Here is an 18,706-nt window from a genome sequence, read left to right on the forward strand (position 1 = left end):
CTGGCTATCGCTCCCTCAGCCGCTAAAATGCGCGGCCTCTGCTAGCCTGATGCCCGTCGCCCGGACGGGTCGCGTCACACGGAACCGCCATAACCCTCATGAAATTTTTTGTACCCGCCCGCCTTGCCTTGCTGCTGCCTGGTCTTTTTATTGCGCCCCCAACGCTGGCCGAACCGCTGGAACTCGATCCCAGCGTCATCACCGGCTCGCGCAGTGCCAGCCAAAGCTTTAACCTGCCGTATTCGGTCGACAGCATCAGCCAGCAACAAATCAGCGACGGCCAATTGGGCATTAACGCGTCCGAGGTACTGTCCCGCGTGCCAGGGCTGGTGGTGCAAAACCGCCAGAACTACGCCCAGGACTTGCAGATTTCGTCCCGAGGCTTTGGCGCCCGTTCGGCCTTTGGCGTACGCGGCATCAAGTTGATCGCCGATGGCATCCCGGCCAGCACTCCTGATGGCCAAGGTCAGGCGGCCACGTTCAACCTCGACACTGCCGAGCGCATCGAAGTGCTGCGCGGTCCCGCCGCAACCCTTTACGGCAGCAACGCCGGAGGGGTGATTCAAATGTTCTCCCGTGACGGCGAAGGCCCACCGCGTATCGGTGCCGAAACCCTGATCGGCAGCGACGGCATGAGCAAGAATCACCTGACGGCTGAAGGCGCCACCGATGACGTGGGCTTTGTGCTCGATGCCTCGCGCATGGACACCGACGGCTACCGCGACCACAGCGCCGCACGCCGCGACCAGACCTTTGCCAAGCTCAACCTGAAGCCTGACGAAGACAGCAAGCTGGCGCTGATCTATAGCAGCCTCGAGCAAAACGGCACGCAAGACCCGCTGGGCCAAAGTTGGGCCGCCTACAAAGCCGACCCGCGCTCGGTCACACCCAATGCGATTACCTACAACACTCGTAAAAGCATCGACCATCAGCAACTGGGCCTTAACTACGAGCGCTACATCGGTGACGCCACCTTGCAGGTCAATGCCTATACCGGCACCCGTAGTGTGATTCAGTATTTGGCGATTCCCAAGGGTACGCCCAGCAACAACCAAGGCGGCGGCGTGGTTCAGTTCGACCGCAAGTTCTACGGCGGCAGCCTGCGCTGGTTGCAACCGGTATACGGCGTGCCGGGTGACCTGACCCTGATCGGCGGCCTAGACTTTGACCAAAGCCAGGACAGCCGTCACGGTTACAACAACTTCGTTGGCAACCAACTGGGCGTTAAAGGTGCACTGGTACGCGACGAAGTCGACACCGCCCGCAGCCTCGACCCCTACGTACAGGCCAACTGGGCGCTGGACAACTGGACCGTACAGGCCGGTTTACGCTACAGCACCATGGAAATGGACGTCGACGATCAATTCTTGAGCAATGGCGACGACAGCGGCACCAAGCGCTATGAAAAAGCCACGCCCTCCATGAGCGTGATGTACGCCTTTACCCCTGAACTGCATGGATATGTGAGTGCGGGCAAAGGGTTTGAAACACCGACCCAAGCCGAACTGGCCTACTCACCAAGTGGCCAGGGCTTCAACTTTGGCCTCAAGCCTTCTGAAAGCACCCAGTATGAAATGGGCTTGAAGGCACAGATCAGTAACACGCGGATCAATGCTGCTGTATTCCAGATCACCACCGAAGATGAGCTGGTGGTACAGAGCAACACCGGTGGGCGTACGACCTATCAAAACGCCGGGCGCACCTTGCGCCGAGGTTTCGAACTGGGCGTCGAAAGCCAGCTCAGCGAACACTGGACCACTACCCTCGCCTACACCCGCCTGCAAGCCACCTACGACAGCGACTTCGCCAGCACCAAAGGCACCGTGGACAAAGGCAACTACCTGCCGGGCGTACCGCAAACCACCCTGTTTGCCGAAGTGAACTGGAAACCCACGGATTGGGTCAGCACTGCAATCGAAGGCATGTACCGCAGCAAGGTGTATGTCGAAGACACCAACACCCAAAAGGCAGCACCGGCCTACAGCGTGTTCAACTGGCGGGCGAAGTTTGAGCAAAAAGTAGAGCACTGGACCTTCCACCAAACCCTGCGCCTGGACAACCTGCTGGACCGCCAGTACGTGGGTTCGGTGATCGTGGCTGATGGCAATCAGCGCTACTACGAAGCCGCACCGGGCCGCTCGTGGTACGCGGGCGCCGGGGCGCAGTACAGCTTCTAATAAACCCGCGACCTGCGGCTACCCAATGTAGAGACTCTGTTCTAGGTCAAGCCCCCCAGTTGGAGCGAGCCTGCTCGCGAATGATCTTCGCGAGCAGGCTCGCTCCCACGCTTGAAGTATCTCTGTAGCTACTCTGTTCCCGGTCAAGCACTAGCGAGGCGTCTGAATTTACGACTGCTTCGCAGCCGGACGCAGCCTCGCTGCGCTCCTCAGCGGCTACAAAAAGCGATCAGGCGTAATGTCGATGAACAATCGACCACAACGCGAGAGGCCAATATTCAAACGGTCAAAGACACCGTCATGACCGTGGTGGACATCATCAGCTTCGCACTGCCGCTCAAGGTATTGATCCCGCTGTCGATCGGGCGTTTTCTATATGGGCTCTATCAAGGCGTGGACGCGCTGCGGCGTGAGCAGGACCATGAGGCGATGCTGCACTGGCTCATCTGCGTCGCGCACCTGACCGATGCCGGGTCGGACTTTGCTGGCTCCCAGGTTTTTGCATCTTCCATTCGGGTTCGCAGCGGCCCTGTTACGCGGGCCTTCAGTCCGGGCGCCGCCTCACTCAAAACACCGCAGCAGATGACCTTGCTCAAGGGTGAGCACTATCGCCAGGGGGTGTATGAGCTCAAACCCTCACACGGTGCTGCTGGCGAGTACTACCTGCCGGATGCCAATGGGCGTCTGTTCCAGGCCACTTATGATCGAACCCAAGACACATGGCTGATGATTGACCGGCGCATGCCGAACGCCGCATACAAAACCCCTTCCTTGGAAGTAGCGCTGGGTAAATGGAAAGCCAACGCCTCGACGCCAATGAACAACCAGATTTTCGGGATTAACACGTTGATTAACCAAGCACGCGTGAGCGGTATTGAGCACTTGCGTGACATCCCGGATACGCAAGGGATTTACACCCTGAACCAACGCCATTACATCCAGCAGAACAACGAGGTGTTCGAAGTGAGCGCAGGCGTACCCGGCCCTGGTTTGCACCTGATCATTGCAACTGGCTCAAGCACCACCCAACCGGTGTTCAAAATCAGGCGCAATCTGGGCAGCAGCGAATGGGAGGTCAAGCACTCGACATCACGGGGCTATCCTCGCTGGACAGCGTTAAGAGCAGGCGCACGCCACATTTCTCCTCCGCTACCCGTAGACACGCAAAACCTCACTCTGCTACCGCGAGAGCACCGAGCAGGAGTCGAGGCTTTTATCAAAGCCCAGACGCGCAATCAGAACACTCGGAGCGCGACCTTTCGCGACCCTGTAGTCATACAAGCCAGTCAGTTTTTTTACCGATTGCGACTCGACTTCATCAATCGAGCCCAGACTTTTATCCACTCGGCTGTGCTGGCGCCTCGCGTCAGCATTCCGCAACTGGCTCAAGCGACACCCCACCCCGAGATTTTGCGGCAGATCTACAGCCGATCCACGGGACTCGTGGTCGGTGAAAACCATTATTCAGTGGCCAGCAAAAAATTCCTGATCGATAACATGGCCGAATTGGCAAAAAACGATGTGAAAACCTTTTACCTTGAGCACCTGCAAACCGACTTCCATCAGGTCGATCTGGATATCAATGCCAGAAGCGGCATTATCAGCCACAAGCTCAACAAATTTTTGAAACAGCTGTACAAGCGCGAAGGCCTCGACAGCCACCCGGCTTACACCTTCCTGACCCTGGTCACCGCCGCCCGATCGCACGGGATCAGAGTCATCGCCCTCGACTGTGCCTCCAGCTACAACATAATCGGCAAGCGGGACTATCACTTGAAACGCTGCAAGGCGCTCAGCTTTTATGGCTCTGAAACGATCCGCGCCCATCAGGCAGAGCACGGCGCCCATAAATGGGTAGCCTTGGTCGGCAGTACCCATGTCAATACCTTTGAAGGCATACCCGGCCTGGCCGAATTGAATGGCGGCATCGGGATGAAAGTCATGGACACGTTACCGGGCCAACCGACCGGCATTGGCCCGGATAAAGGCCGTGTCACCTTCATGAAAAATGGCCCCTTGAGCCTCGCCTTTTACAAGACTGACTTGCGTCTCTCTGTGGAAGTGAGCGCTAGCCGAACGTATTGGGGCCCGCGCCAGCGCCAGGAAATCGAACGTTTGCTCAACCAAGTCAACCAGTACACCTTTAACAACCATCCCATCGACGGGCCAACGCTATTTCATCGCAGCGCCACGACTGAGCTGATCGAGACACCACTGCTCTGTGACCCCGATGGCAAGGTCTACCTGCAAAGGCCCGAATGGCCAGACGTGCATGACGTGCGATTTGCTCAAGCCCAGGATTTGGCCATCAATCTGGCAGCTATGGGCATGACCTATGTGAAGTAGGCGCGCTCAGCGACCCACCTGTAGATACTCTGTTCCAGGTCAAAAAATTGTGGGAGCGAGCCTGCTCGCGAATGATCTTCGCGAGCAGGCTCGCTCCCACGTTTGAAGTATCTCAAGCCGATGACGAGGAACAAAGGCAGCGGCTACAAGTGTGCGTCTAAGCCTCTACTATGGTTTTGGGTAAGCGCCCATCAATCACTTGATGCAATGCGCTGCCAGCTGGCCAGTTGCGCATGAAGCGCGCACGGTCGCGGGCGTAGGCCGAGGCGAAGCTGCCCGGCGAGCGATGCTGGCACATCGAATCCAGATCGATCAGTGCCCAGCGGCCATCAGCCCAGAACACGTTATGACCCTTGAGATCACCGTGGCTGATACGCTCACGAATCAAATCGGCAAACAACTGGTCCAGCGCCTGCAATTCGGATTCCGGGGCATCGCCGCGCTCAACATACGGCGCAAAACGCTCGATGATATCGGGCCCCGGCAAATACTCGGTGACCAGATACGCTTTGCCGCGCAGCCACAGAAAACGGGTTTCCAGCAGCGCCAGCGGCTTGGGCGTGGTAATGCCCAGAAACGCCAGCCGATTGCCTTCACGCCACGAATGCCAGGCCCGGCTCGGACGCCAGAAGCGTTTGAGCCAGTGGGCAAAACCCTTGATGTTGTAGCGCTTGACCACCAGGGTGCGACCGGCCACTTCAACTTTGCCGACACTTGCCGCACCGCCGGTTTTGTACAGATGGCCCTGATCGAGCAAGGCATCGGCCTTGGCCAGTACAGGCAACATGGCGGGTTCTTCTTCGCGCAAAACAGCGCGCAGGGCGAAGGCCCCGCGCTGCACGCTAAACAGCGAGCAATCGCGGCCGACCTTGCTCAAGTAATCATTCAAGCGCCAGGCACGTACCTTCTCGACCTGCCTGAGCAGCGCCTCGAGCGGCAAGGCGTGTTCGCCGTTGCTCAGCAGGTAATGCACCAGCAGCTCTTCGATAAACGGCTCAAGATTTTTGGGGAGCTGGGCGAAGAACACCCCGAGGTTTTCCAGCACTTTCTGCCGCGACAGCGGTTTGCCCGCCTCTTCGACGCAAATGCCTGCACCGTCGATCAAATACAACTTACCGCCCTGGCGCAGCAGGTTGTCCAGATGCAGATCCTGCTGCCACAACCCTTTGAGGTGCATCTGGCCAATCGCAGCCAAAGCCTCGCCCAGCACAGCCGCTTGTTCATCCGCCAAAACCGGCAAGCCCTGCACCGCCTTCCAGGCCTGATCGAGGCTTTGCGCGTCTTCGATAAATTCGAACAATAACCAGCCGCCCTCGCTTTCCTGCAAGCCATCGGCCAGCAACTGTGGCGTGGTCAAACCCTGTTCAGCCAACAGGCGTACGCCCGTCAACTCGCGCTGAAAATTGCGTGCCGCCTTGCTGCCCACCATCAATTTGGCCAGCACGGTACGCCCGCGCCATACCCCGGCACCGACATAGCGCTGCCCCGGCAGTACCCGCAGCAAGGTCAACAGCTGCAATTGCGCAGGGCCGGCCGCGTCGGCCAGTTCGATACTCAGCGGCAAGCCCGGTGCACGACCGGCCTTTTGCAGTTCGGACAAACGCATCAGCGAGCTCCCTTGTGGCTGCGGCGCACATTCAGCCGCGCCAGCCAGGCATCGACCAGACCACTGTCGACCGGCTGATCCAGATAGGCCGCGAGCAAGGCGCGCACATCGGCGTCAGTCCAGACATGCGCCCGGCGCAGCAACGGCTCGATGTCCTTGACCCGATCACGTTGGCCCAGCAACAAGGGCCGGGTTTTTTCCAGATCGATCAGTTGGGCGCGATAACCCGCGCCAGCGGCCTGCAAGAAGATGTGCTTGGGGTAAAAACAGCCATGCACCTGACGCGCGGCGTGCAGGCGACGGGCCAACTGGCCGCACTCGCGCAAAATCGCCTGCTGCTGCTCGTTGCTCAGTTGCGGCCATTGCTCAAGCAGCGAATCAAGGTCATTCCAACCATCAAGTGCCCGAGTCATCAGCACCGCTCGGCGTTCGCCAGCCACTTTGAGCTCGCCAAAAAACACCGCTTCCAGCGCCGGGATACCCATTTGCTCATAACGCTGAATATTGCGGAATTCGCGGGCGAAACTCGGTTCGCCAAAGGGGCTGTGCAGCGTGCGGGTCAGGTAATTACTCTGGCGCTTGAGGTAAAACCCCTGGCCTTCGAGGTCCATGCGAAACACGCTGCTCCAACCACCACCGCTGGTGTTGGGTTCGTCCACCGCTTCCAGTTGCACGGACCACAATGAATCAAAGTCAGCCAGGCCGTTGCGCTCAAGCAAGGCTCGGTCGGCATCCGCGATAAAATCAGTCATTCCCGGCCCTCAAAAAAGCGCACGATATGACGGACCCGTTCCTTGTCTGCCGCATTGAGCGTAGTGCGCCCGGTGTATTGGAAATAAAAACGTAACCGCTGGGTGTAGGACAGGTGGTATTTGGCCACTTTGTCGAGGCACGCCAGGTCTTTGGTGATGCGATATTTGAGCCAGAAGCCGCGCCAGAAATCGCCGTTAGGGCAGTCGATCAAGAACAGCTTGGGCTGGTCGTCGATCAGCAGGTTGCGCCACTTCAGGTCGTTATGGGTAAAGCGATGGTCGTGCATGATTCGGGTATAGCGCGCCAGCTGGCGGCTAACGCAATCGACCCACGCGCGATCCTTGAGCAGCGGATCATGCTTGTCGGCAAGCTCCGACAAATCGCGGGTGTTGGGCAGTTCGCGAGTGATCATGGCGCCACGCGAATAGGCAAAACCACTGCGTTCAAGGCCCCAGGCCACTACCTCAGCGGTGGGAATACCCCATTTGGCAAAACGCTTGAGGTTCTGCCATTCGGACTTGACCCGCGGACGGCCCAAATAACGGCGCAAGCCTTTGCCCGCGCCGGTGTAGCGCTTGACGTAGTAATTGACCCCGCCACGCTCGACACGAATCACTTCCGATAACGGATCGCGGGTCAGGTGCTCGCCCTGCAAGGCAAACACCGCCTCCAGACTGCCGAAATCAGATGCCAACGCGCTGTAAGCGGGTTCCAGATTCCAACCCGCCATTACAGTGCATCTCCATAACGCTGTTTGCGCTCGTAGAGTTTGCTCGCCTTGCCTTCCAGCCACGCCAGCAGGTGTGCTTCATCGCGCAGGATCTTGCGCAGCGGCATCTGGAAATAACCACGCAGGAAGCGCAGTTTGTCCCGTTGCGTCAGGCCGATATCCAGCGCCGAGAAGTACAGCGCCGCCAGATCCTTGTTACGCCAACGCTTGCTGATCACTGCACGGGTTTGCGCGCGATGCAGGTCAATAATGGACAAGCGGAAGTCTTCGGCCGTAACCGGCTTGTCGGTATGCAGCAAAAAGTGGCAGATGTAGCAGTCGCGATGGTTAACCCCGGCGCGGTGCATCATGCCGGTCATACGCGCCACTTCGGCGATCAGCGCATGCTTGAGCTTGGGTTGCGGCGGCTGCTTGACCCAGTTGAGGCTGAAGTCTTCGAGGCTGACCGTCGGCGCCAGCTCTTCGGTGATGATGAACGAGTGCTGCGCCGCCGGGTTGCTGCCCTTTTCGCCATAGGCGACCGCCGTCATGGTCGGCACGCCGACTTCGTGCAGGCGCTTGATGGCTCGCCACTCCTGGCCTGCACCGAGGACCGGCAGCTTAGCCGTCAGCAGGTTTTTGAAGACTTCACCCCAGCCAATACCACGGTGGATTTTCACAAAGAAACCGCGTCCGTCGACTTCGGTACGCAAGGTACGTCGGCCTTCCAGTTCACGGTAAACCTCGCCTTCCAGACGCTCGACTTCGGTGAACGCATCGCGTCCTGCCCACAAGCTCTTGAACGGTTCGGCAAGAATCAGTTTCATCAGTGTTGCTCCGCCAGAATCACATCCGCAGCGTGCTGCGGCATGCTGTAGAGGTCGGCCGTCTGCGCGTAGGCCAGGCCATTTTGGCTCCAGGCCGCGCGCGCAGCATCGTCGGACAACATGTGTGTCAGGTATTCATTGAGTTGCGCCTGCTCGAACGGCTCGTCCAGTACACGGCCGCAATCAGCGTCGCTAATGTAATGGGCGTAGCCACAGACGGCACTGACCAGCACCGGCAAACCTGCCACCAGCGCTTCAAGCAGCACGGTGCCGGTGTTTTCGTTGTACGCCGGGTGGATCAGCAAATCGGCGCCCAGCAGGAAACGCGGGATATCGCTGCGGCCCTTGAGGAACTGCACATGATCGCCAAGCCCCAGGGTAGCGCTCTGCAATTGAAAGACTTTGGGGTCGTCCTGACCAATGACAAATAATTTAGTGCGCTTTTTAAGCTCGCCAGGCAAGGCCGCCAGGGCTTTGAGGCTGCGATCCACGCCTTTGGTCTTGAACCCGGAACCGATCTGTACCAGCAGCAAATCGTCGTCTGCCAGGTTGAACTCGCGCCGGAACTCGGCGCGAATCTCGGCGGCATTAGCGGGTGCACGGCGGTCCAGGGCGATACCCGGCGGCAGCAGATGGAAGCGCTCCAGCGGGGTGTCGTAATGCTTGATAAACAGCGGCTGCTGGACTTCGGAAATCATCAGGATTTCAGTCTTCGCGTGCTTGTCGAACACTGCCCGCTCGTACTCGGCAAAGTGCTTGTAGCGCTTGAAGAAGCGATAGAACGAATGGCGCAGGTTTTGCGCCTTGTCTTCGAAGCAGCCGTCGGCCGCGTAATACACGTCCAGACCCGGCATTTTATTGAAACCGATCAGGCGGTCCACCGGGCGTTTGGCTAGGTCAGCCTGCATCCAGGCGAGCATTTTTTCGTTGCGGGTATGGTTGTGGAAGGCCTTGACCGGCGCCACCAGCACTTCAAAACCCGGCGGGATATCGCCTTCCCAGATCATGGTGTAGACGCGAATTTGATGGCCGCGCTTCTGACATTCCAGCGCAATGCGCATGAAATCACGTTGCAGTCCGCCAAACGGGAAATATTTGTACAGCACAAAAGCCAGTTGCATCAGCGCAGTTCCTCAGCCAGTAACAACGTGCTTAATCGACTTGCGACACGCTCAGGGTTCAAACGGGTAAAGCACAAAGGCCACTCGTTTTTCAGATCAAACCGCTGCTGGTCCTGTGCAGTCGGAGTGTAGGTACATTTTTTCTGCAGGCACGGCGCACACGGAAAATCGCTGGCCAGGTGGATTTGCACCTTGCCATAGGCGCCGGTCAGCCCCGGATTGGTGGGACCAAACAGGGAGATGGTCGGCACATCCAATGCTGCCGCCAGGTGCCCCAGCCCGGTATCGACCGCCACGCAGGCGCTGGCACTGGCCAGTACCTTGGCAACACCGGCCAGGTTCAGTTTGGGCAGCACCACCGCATTGTTCAGACCACTGGCGATGCGTTCGGCGCGAGCTTTCTCTGCCGGGTTACCCCACGGCAGACGCACTTCGACACCCATGTGCCCCATGCGCAAGGCCAGATCGCGCCAGTACACTTCGGGCCAGTGTTTGGTGTCCCAGGTGGTGCCGTGCAAAAACAGCACGTAAGGCTTGTTGCGCGGCAGTTCAATCAGGCGTTCAACATCGAGGCCGTAATCGCCCAGCCCTTTGGGCAGGTCGTACCCCAACGCCACCGCAAACAGCTGACGCAAACGCTCGACCGCGTGCTGCCCACGGGCCACGGCCAGACGGCGCTGATAAAAACGGCTGGCCAGCGGCTCACGGGCAGAGTCTTTATCCAGACCGGCCACCGGGGCGTTTACATAGCGGGTCAGCCAGGCACTTTTGACCAGGCCTTGAGCATCGATCACCAGATCGTATTTTTCGGCACGCAGGCTTTGCTTGAAACGCCGCCACTCACCGCTCTTGATGGTGTCCCAGATGTTTTTGCGCCAGCGGCGGATTGCCACTGGAATCACTTTGCCCACAGCCGGGTGCCAGGTCGGAATTTCGGCAAAGCCTTCTTCCACGACCCAGTCAAAGGTGATCCCTGGAATCGCCCGTGCCGCATCGGTCAACGCGGGCAAGGCATGGATCACATCCCCAAGGGATGAGGTTTTGACCAACAGAACCCGCACTTAGTTGACCTCGACCGGTGAGCCCTGCAAACGCTGCAAGGCTTCAACCACAGGTGCAGGCATCAGCTCGCGCAAGCAGTTGTAGTGGCCGAAGCGGCAGGTACGATCAAAACACGGGCTGCAATCGAGGCCCAGACGCACGATTTCGACCTTATCAGCCAAAGGCGGGGTAAAGCCCGGTGACGTGGAACCATAGACCGCCACCAGCGGGCGGTTCAGCGCTGCGGCCACGTGCATCAGCCCCGAATCATTGGACACCACGGCGTCGGCACATGAGAGCAAATCAATAGCCTCGGCCAGCGAGGTCTCGCCACTGAGGTTGACCGACTCTTCGCGCAGCCCAGGGATCAGCCGTGAGCGGATATCTTCGCCCACCGCGTGATCATTTTTGGAACCGAACAACCACACCTGCCAGCCTTCGCGGATCTTTTGTTCTGCGACCTTGGCGTAATGCTCCGACGGCCAACGCTTGGACTCGCCAAATTCGGCACCCGGGCATAGCGCCAGTACCGGGCGGTCCAGCTCCAGGCCGAACTTGCTCAGCGCGCCAGAGCGGCTTTGTGGGTCAATCTGCAAATCAGGACGCGGGTACGGCTTGGGCAGGTCTGCCCCCGGCTCATAGGCCAGTGCCATAAAACGCTCGATCATCAACGGGTAGCGTTCTTTATCGAGCTTGCGCACGTCGTTAAGCAGGCCGTAGCGGAATTCGCCGCGCCAGCCGGTACGTTTGGGAATACCCGCGAAGAACGGCACAAGGGCCGATTTCAGCGAGTTGGGCAACAAAATTGCCTGATCGTATTGGCCCTTGAGGGACTTGCCGATCTTGCGTCGCGTGGCCAGTTCGAGCGCGCCGTGGCCGAGCGGAAAGCTCAAGGCCTTGCGAACTTCAGGCATGCGCTCAAGGATGGGCCGGCTCCACTCGGGGGCCAGCACATCGATTTCGCACTGCGGGTGGCGCTGTTTAAGGCACTGGAACAGTGTCTGCGCCATCACCATGTCACCGACCCAGCTGGGCCCAACGATCAAAATATTCATAAGTTTCCATAAACAAGCAAGGGAGGCATTCGCCTCCCTGCTGTGATGCCATATCGCTTTACTTAACCAGTGTACGCCACTCTGGGTGGTCCGTAGTCTTGCCGGTTACCAGGTCAAAGTAAGCTTTTTGCAGTTTTTCGGTGATCGGGCCACGACGGCCGATACCGATCAGGCGCCCGTCGACTTCGCGAATTGGCGTTACTTCAGCGGCAGTGCCGGTAAAGAATGCTTCGTCGGCGATGTAGACCTCGTCGCGGGTGATGCGTTTTTCAACAAACTTGTACCCAAGCTCGGTGGCCAGGGTCAGGATCGTGCTACGGGTGATGCCGTTCAGGCAGGCCGTTACGTCCGGGGTGTAAATCACGCCATCCTTGACCAGGAATACGTTCTCGCCCGAGCCTTCGGCAACAAAACCTTCAGGGTCCAGCAACAGTGCTTCGTCAGCGCCACCGGAAATCGCTTCCTGCAGGGCCAGCATCGAGTTGATGTAGTGACCGTTGGCCTTGGCCCGGGTCATGGAAATGTTTACGTGGTGACGGGTAAAGGAGCTGGTACGCACCTTGATCCCGACTTCCAGCGCTTCGGCGCCCATGTAGGCACCCCAACTCCACGGCGCGATGATCACATGGACTTTAAGCCCAGTGGCACGCAGGCCCATGGCTTCGGATCCGTAGAACACCATCGGACGGATGTAGGCGCTGTCGAGGTTGTTTTCACGCACCGCAATGCGGGTCGCTTCGTTGATTTCTTCTTTGCTGAACGGGATCTTCATGCCCATGATGTGGGCCGAATCGAACAGGCGGTCAGTGTGCGCCTGCAAGCGGAAAATCGCCGCGCCCTGCGGGGTTTCGTAAGCGCGTACACCTTCAAACACGCCCATGCCGTAGTGCAATGTATGGGTCAGCACGTGCGTCGTGGCATCACGCCACGGCACCAGCTTGCCGTCATACCAGATCACACCATCACGATCAGCCATCGACATCATTACGCTCCTCAAAGAATCCAGCACCTGCACCACTGGGTGTCAGGCAAATTGGACGGGGCTTATGGACCCGCCGGATACGTTCTTACAGCTCTAATTCTGTGTATAAGCTAAAAAACTAGCTCAATCCTAGCTCGGACCAAATGCGCCGGACGTGTTGACGTTCGACGACAAATTGATCCCCCGTGACCACCCCGGCCTCTTTTTGCAAGGCTTGGCGGTGGGCGACGGCGCGAAAGGCCTTGTAAGCCTCGCGCAACAGGCTGGCATCGGTGGCAGGCATCAGCCCCACCTGCTCCAACCCTTCCAGAATGCGGATATTGTCGGTGTAGCGCAGTAACGCCGGGTGTTCCCTGGACCAGGCCAGGGCCGCGTATTGCACCATAAATTCAATATCGACGATACCTCCGGCGTCCTGCTTGAGGTCGAATGGCACCGTGGCCTCGTAGGCATTTTCGGCGGTTCCGGCAGCAGTGATACGGGTGCCCAGGTTGCCACGCATCTTGGCCCGCATCTCGCTGACCTCCTGGCGCAGGGTAGGCAAGTCACGCTCGCGGCCCAATACGCTGGCACGCACGTTCTCAAACGCGGCGCCCACCTGCTTGCAACCCACCAGCACCCGCGCGCGCACCAACGCCTGATGCTCCCAGGTCCAGGCCTCGCTCTCCTGATAGCGTTCAAAAGCACCGAGTGAGCTGACCAACAATCCTGATGCGCCTGACGGACGCAAACGCATGTCAACGTCATACAACTGGCCGGAGTTGGTCTGGGCCGTTAGCAAATGGATGATCCGTTGCCCCAGCCGGGTGAAAAACTGCGCGCCGTCAATGGGCTTGGCGCCGTCGGTTTCAGCATTCGGGTCGCCATCATGGATAAACACCAGGTCCAGGTCCGAACCGTGCCCCAGCTCGATCCCGCCGACTTTGCCGTAACCGACAATAATAAAGCCAGGGTCGCACAGGCTGCCGTCTGCACGTTGCGGGGTGCCGAACTTGGCCACCGTCTGGCGCCAGGCCAGAGCCAGTACTTGTTCCAGAATCGCTTCGGCCAGCCAGGTCAGGTAATCGCTGACTTTCATTAAAGGCAGACTACCGGCGATTTCGGATGCGGCGACTCGCAGGCGGTGGGCCAGCTTAAAGTTTCGCAAGGCTTCCATCTGCTGCTCAAGGTCGTCCTCGGGGATACGCGTAAGCCGTTCACGCAACTCGGCGGCCAGCTCTGGCGCCAGCGGGGGCTTGAACAGGCGACGCTCGTTGAGCAACTCATCGAGCAGTAACGGGAAGCGGGTGATTTGCTCGGCGATCCACGGGCTGGCCGCGCACAGCGTCAATAAACGGCGCAACGCGTCGGGGTTTTCGGTCAGCAACACTAAATAAGCAGAGCGACGGGCCACTGCCTCGACCAACGGCAACACCCGCTCCAGCACCAGATCGGGGTTGGCGTGCTCCACCGCTTGCGCCAGCAGACGCGGAATAAAGGCGTCCAGACGCTCACGCCCCAAACGCTGCATGGCGCGCAATTGCGGGCTGGAGCGCAGGCTTGCCAGTTGCTTCAAGGCCTTTGGCGCGTCGACAAACCCGGCCTCCTCCAACTGGGCACAGGCAGCTGCATCGTCCTGAACTTCTTCCCACAGCGGCAACCACTCACCGCCGACGATCAACTCACCCTCGTCGATGACCTCTTCTTCATCAGGATCTGCAATAACCTGGCGGAAATGCCAGTCGATGCGGCCACGCCACGCCATCAATTGCTCATGGAATGCCGACCAGCTGTCAAAGCCCATAATAAAGGCGATACGCGCCTGATCCTGTTCGGTGTCGGGCAGCATTTGGGTCTGGCGGTCGGCAATGGCCTGAATCGCGTGTTCGGTGTAGCGCAAAAATTCATAGCCTTCGCGCAGCTCGCTGATTACCGCGCCCGGCAAATAGCCTTGCCCTTCCAGGGTGGTCAGCACTTTAAGCAGAGGCCGCTGCTGCAAACTGAGATCACGGCCGCCGTGGATCAACTGGAATGCCTGGGCAATAAACTCCACTTCACGAATTCCGCCCGCCCCCAGTTTGATGTTGTCGGCCATGCCTTTGCGCCGCACTTCCTGCTGGATCAGTTGCTTCATGGTGCGCAGCGCTTCAATCGCCGAAAAATCCAGGTAACGGCGATACACAAACGGGCGCAACAGGCTGAGCAACTGCGCGCCCATCACCTGATCACCGGCCACGACCCGGGCCTTGATCATTGCATAGCGCTCCCAGTCGCGGCCCTGATCCTGGTAGTACTGCTCCAGCGCATTAAAGCTCAGCACCAGCGCCCCGGACGAGCCATACGGGCGCAGGCGCATGTCGACGCGAAACACAAAACCGTCGACGGTCATCGGGTCCAGCGCCTTGATCAAGCGCTGACCCAAGCGGATAAAAAACTCCTGGTTGTCCAAAGCCCGTTTGGCGCCCACCGTTTCCCCGCCTTCGGGGTAGGCGAAAATCAGGTCGATGTCCGACGACAGGTTCAGCTCTACCGCGCCGAGCTTGCCCATGCCCAGAATCACCATCTGCTGGGGTTCGCCACTGCGGTGCCCGGTGGGCGTGCCGAACTGCTGGCAATGGCGCTGATACAACCAGCGATAGGCCTGATCAATGCTGGCATCGGCCATGTCCGACAGGTCGCGGCAGGTTTCAATCAAATCGGCCTGACGGTTGATATCACGCCAGATAATCCGGATCTGCTGACGGGTACGTTGGCGACGCAGCGCACGGCCCAGCTCATCATCGGTGGTAGCAGCCTGGGTGACGGCGGCAATTTGCCCGCACAGCTCGCCGGGGACAAAGCTACGGTCCAGTTCCCCTGAGCGCACAAGTTCAAGCAACATCAAAGGGTCACGTAACGACTGTTCAATAAAGAAGTCGCTCGCCGCACTGACCCTACTGAATGCCGACCAGCGTTCCGTCGACCAGTCATCAAGCCCGTGCTCACCTTCAAGCCCGGCGACCGCCGTACGCCAAGAGTGTTCGGCACGGCTGGCGAGAGGCTGTAAAAGGGCTGGAATTGGGGCAAGCGACGGAAGGCTCATGGTCTATCCTTGATCGGCGAAGGTGTTGCCGAGTACGGTGACAGGAAGAAACAGCGGTTTAATCCGACTGTCGAACAAAGGTTATAAATAGCTGGAACAGCATTTTGTTTAGCAACAAGCCTTCGAATTACAGCCTGAATACTAAAAAACGTACCAACAATATCGATTTTTCGCACAACCAAACAGGTGGCCACCGAGACCTTTCCTGTAGTTTTACTACTGAGTCACACACTTGAAAGGCTGAAATGGCCGACGATTTGTAGTAAAACTACACGCCGCTGGAATCAACCTCCGGCCATCCAAGAATTTATGTCGTCTGCCCACAAGGCCAGTCGCAAACTCAGGCAACCGATTCTGGAAGCCTATCCGCCCTGGAGCAAGCCATGCAAGACCTCGATCCCGTCGAAACCCAGGAATGGCTGGACGCCCTGGAATCGGTTCTCGATAAAGAAGGCGAAGACCGCGCTCACTACCTGATGACCCGTATGGGTGAGCTCGCTACCCGCACCGGTTCGCAGCTGCCGTATGCCATCACCACGCCTTACCGCAACACGATTCCTGTAACCCACGAAGCACGCATGCCTGGCGACCTGTTCATGGAACGCCGCATTCGCTCGCTGGTTCGCTGGAACGCCATGGCCATGGTGATGCGCACGAACTTGAAAGATTCTGACCTGGGCGGTCACATCTCCAGCTTCGCTTCCAGTGCAACCCTGTATGACATCGGCTTCAACTACTTCTTCAAGGCCCCGACCGACGAGCACGGCGGCGACCTGATCTACTTCCAGGGTCACACCTCGCCAGGCGTTTATGCCCGTGCGTTCATGGAAGGCCGGATCACCGAAGATCAAATGAACAATTTCCGCCAGGAAGTGGACGGTCAGGGCCTGTCGTCCTACCCGCACCCTTGGCTGATGCCTGATTTCTGGCAGTTCCCGACTGTATCGATGGGCCTTGGCCCGATCCAGGCGATCTACCAGGCGCGCTTCATGAAGTACCTGGAAGCCCGCGGTTACATCCCTGCAGGTCAGAAAGTCTGGTGCTTCCTGGGCGACGGCGAGTGTGACGAGCCGGAATCTCTGGGCGCCATCTCCCTGGCAGGCCGTGAAAACCTCGACAACCTGATCTTCGTTATCAACTGCAACCTGCAGCGCCTTGATGGCCCGGTTCGCGGCAACGGCAAGATCATCCAGGAACTCGAAGGTGTGTTCCGCGGTGCTCAGTGGAATGTGACCAAAGTCATCTGGGGTCGTTTCTGGGACCCACTGCTGGCCAAGGACGTTGACGGTATCCTGCAACGTCGCATGGACGAAGTCATCGACGGCGAGTACCAGAACTACAAAGCCAAAGACGGCGCGTTCGTACGTGAACACTTCTTCAACTCGCCAGAACTCAAGGCGATGGTTGCTGATCTGTCCGACGACGAGATCTGGAAACTCAACCGTGGCGGCCACGACCCGTACAAGGTCTACGCGGCGTACCACGAAGCGGTCAACCACAAGAACCAGCCTACCGTGATCCTGGCCAAGACCATCAAGGGTTATGGCACCGGTGCTGGCGAAGCGAAGAACACTGCGCACAACACCAAGAAAGTTGATGTTGAAAGCCTGAAGCTGTTCCGCGATCGTTTCGACATCCCGGTCAAAGACGACGAAATCGAAAACCTGCCTTTCTTCAAACCGGAAGAAGGCAGCGCTGAAGCCCGCTACCTGAGCGAGCGTCGCACTGCACTGGGCGGCTTCGTACCTCAGCGTCGCGCCAAGAGCATGAGCATTCCGACCCCGCCACTGGAAAGCCTCAAGGCCATCCTTGACGGTTCCGGCGACCGTGAAATCTCCACCACCATGGCTTTCGTGCGCATCCTGGCGCAGTTGGTCAAGGACAAGGAAATCGGTCAGCGCATCGTTCCGATCATCCCGGACGAAGCCCGTACCTTCGGTATGGAAGGCATGTTCCGCCAGTTGGGCATCTACTCTTCCGTCGGCCAGCTCTACGAGCCAGTCGATAAAGACCAAGTGATGTTCTACCGCGAAGACAAAAAAGGTCAGATCCTCGAAGAAGGCATCAACGAAGCAGGCGCCATGAGCTCCTTCATCGCTGCCGGTACTTCGTACTCCAACCACAACCAGCCGATGCTGCCGTTCTACATCTTCTACTCGATGTTCGGCTTCCAGCGTATTGGCGACCTGGCCTGGGCCGCTGGCGACAGCCGCACCCGTGGCTTCCTGATCGGCGGCACCGCCGGGCGTACGACGCTCAACGGTGAAGGCCTGCAGCACGAAGACGGTCACAGCCACATCCTGGCCGGTACCATCCCGAACTGCCGCACCTTTGATCCGACCTACGGCTATGAGCTGGCGGTGATCATTCAGGACGGCATGAAGAAGATGACCGAAGAGCAACAGGACGTCTTCTACTACATCACCGTGATGAACGAGTCTTACCAGCAGCCAGCCATGCCGGCCGGTGTCGAGGAAGGCATCGTCAAGGGTATGTACCTGCTCGAAGAAGACACCAAAGAAGCGGCACACCACGTTCAGCTGATGGGCTCCGGCACCATCCTGCGTGAAGTCCGTGAAGCGGCGATCATTCTGCGTGAACAGTTCAACATTGGCGCTGACGTCTGGAGCGTTACCAGCTTCAACGAACTGCGTCGCGACGGCCTGGCCGTTGAGCGCAGCAACCGTCTGCACCCTGGCCAGAAGCCTAAGCTGAGCTACGTCGAAGAGTGTCTGACTGGCCGTAAAGGTCCGGTTATTGCCTCTACCGACTACATGAAGCTGTTCGCCGAACAGATTCGCCAGTGGGTACCGGTCAAGGAATTCAAAGTGCTGGGCACTGACGGTTTCGGCCGCAGCGACAGCCGCAAAAAACTGCGTCACTTCTTTGAAGTAGACCGTCACTTCGTGGTGTTGGCAGCCCTGGAAGCACTGGCTGACCGTGGCGATATCGAACCTAAGGTGGTTGCAGAAGCAATCGTCAAGTTCGGCATCAACCCGGAAAAACGCAACCCACTGGACTGCTGAGG

Annotated in this window: 12 protein-coding genes; 3 read left to right on the forward strand and 9 right to left on the reverse strand. The window is 58.6% G+C overall.

Annotated features, from left to right (window positions below):
• The first annotated feature begins 98 nt into the window (after positions 1 to 98).
• Entirely contained in the window at positions 99 to 2,177 is a 2,079-nt protein-coding gene (locus N7D90_RS22395) for a TonB-dependent receptor family protein (protein ID WP_261740016.1), read from the forward strand.
• Positions 2,178 to 2,477: 300 nt separating this feature from the next.
• The gene (locus tag N7D90_RS22400; protein WP_261740018.1) at positions 2,478 to 4,523 is read left to right on the forward strand and encodes a membrane-targeted effector domain-containing toxin; all 2,046 of its coding nucleotides are present in this window, start codon (positions 2,478 to 2,480) and stop codon (positions 4,521 to 4,523) included.
• A gap of 157 nt (positions 4,524 to 4,680) precedes the next feature.
• Here N7D90_RS22400 and N7D90_RS22405 read toward each other — a convergent pair whose 3' ends face one another.
• From N7D90_RS22405 to glnE, 9 genes are all read right to left on the reverse strand, one after another.
• Positions 4,681 to 6,129, reverse strand: a complete 1,449-nt coding sequence (locus N7D90_RS22405; RefSeq protein ID WP_261740019.1) for a lipopolysaccharide kinase InaA family protein — start codon at positions 6,127 to 6,129, stop codon at positions 4,681 to 4,683.
• On the reverse strand, positions 6,129 to 6,881 hold the full coding sequence (locus N7D90_RS22410; protein ID WP_261740020.1) for a lipopolysaccharide kinase InaA family protein: 753 nt from the start codon (positions 6,879 to 6,881) through the stop codon (positions 6,129 to 6,131). The genes N7D90_RS22405 and N7D90_RS22410 overlap by 1 nt, the downstream gene beginning before the upstream one ends.
• Complete coding sequence (locus tag N7D90_RS22415) at positions 6,878 to 7,612, reverse strand: lipopolysaccharide kinase InaA family protein (RefSeq protein ID WP_261740021.1); 735 nt, start codon at positions 7,610 to 7,612, stop codon at positions 6,878 to 6,880. The genes N7D90_RS22410 and N7D90_RS22415 overlap by 4 nt, the downstream gene beginning before the upstream one ends.
• Positions 7,612 to 8,418: a lipopolysaccharide core heptose(I) kinase RfaP gene (rfaP, locus tag N7D90_RS22420; RefSeq protein WP_261740022.1), complete on the reverse strand. Its 807-nt coding sequence runs from the start codon at positions 8,416 to 8,418 to the stop codon at positions 7,612 to 7,614. The genes N7D90_RS22415 and rfaP overlap by 1 nt, the downstream gene beginning before the upstream one ends.
• Positions 8,418 to 9,539, reverse strand: coding sequence for a glycosyltransferase family 4 protein (locus N7D90_RS22425; RefSeq protein ID WP_261740023.1), 1,122 nt, complete (start codon positions 9,537 to 9,539; stop codon positions 8,418 to 8,420). The genes rfaP and N7D90_RS22425 overlap by 1 nt, the downstream gene beginning before the upstream one ends.
• A complete protein-coding gene (waaC, locus tag N7D90_RS22430; protein WP_261740024.1) occupies positions 9,539 to 10,600 on the reverse strand; it encodes a lipopolysaccharide heptosyltransferase I in 1,062 nt (353 codons plus the stop codon). The genes N7D90_RS22425 and waaC overlap by 1 nt, the downstream gene beginning before the upstream one ends.
• Complete coding sequence (waaF, locus tag N7D90_RS22435) at positions 10,601 to 11,635, reverse strand: lipopolysaccharide heptosyltransferase II (RefSeq protein WP_261740025.1); 1,035 nt, start codon at positions 11,633 to 11,635, stop codon at positions 10,601 to 10,603. It abuts the gene before it with no gap.
• A gap of 58 nt (positions 11,636 to 11,693) precedes the next feature.
• Positions 11,694 to 12,617 carry a branched-chain amino acid transaminase gene (locus N7D90_RS22440; protein ID WP_261740026.1) on the reverse strand — a complete coding sequence of 308 codons (924 nt, stop codon included), beginning with the start codon at positions 12,615 to 12,617 and terminating at the stop codon, positions 11,694 to 11,696.
• Positions 12,618 to 12,735: 118 nt separating this feature from the next.
• On the reverse strand, positions 12,736 to 15,678 hold the full coding sequence (glnE, locus tag N7D90_RS22445) for a bifunctional [glutamate--ammonia ligase]-adenylyl-L-tyrosine phosphorylase/[glutamate--ammonia-ligase] adenylyltransferase (protein WP_261740027.1): 2,943 nt from the start codon (positions 15,676 to 15,678) through the stop codon (positions 12,736 to 12,738).
• A 383-nt stretch (positions 15,679 to 16,061) separates the two neighbouring features.
• Between glnE and aceE the strand changes: the two genes are divergently transcribed.
• Positions 16,062 to 18,704 (forward strand): pyruvate dehydrogenase (acetyl-transferring), homodimeric type, encoded by a 2,643-nt coding sequence (gene aceE, locus N7D90_RS22450; protein WP_261740028.1) that lies wholly within the window; start codon positions 16,062 to 16,064, stop codon positions 18,702 to 18,704.
• Positions 18,705 to 18,706: the final 2 nt, after the last annotated feature.

The organism is Pseudomonas fragi (assembly GCF_025426255.1).
Taxonomy (GTDB): domain Bacteria; phylum Pseudomonadota; class Gammaproteobacteria; order Pseudomonadales; family Pseudomonadaceae; genus Aquipseudomonas; species Aquipseudomonas kulmbachensis.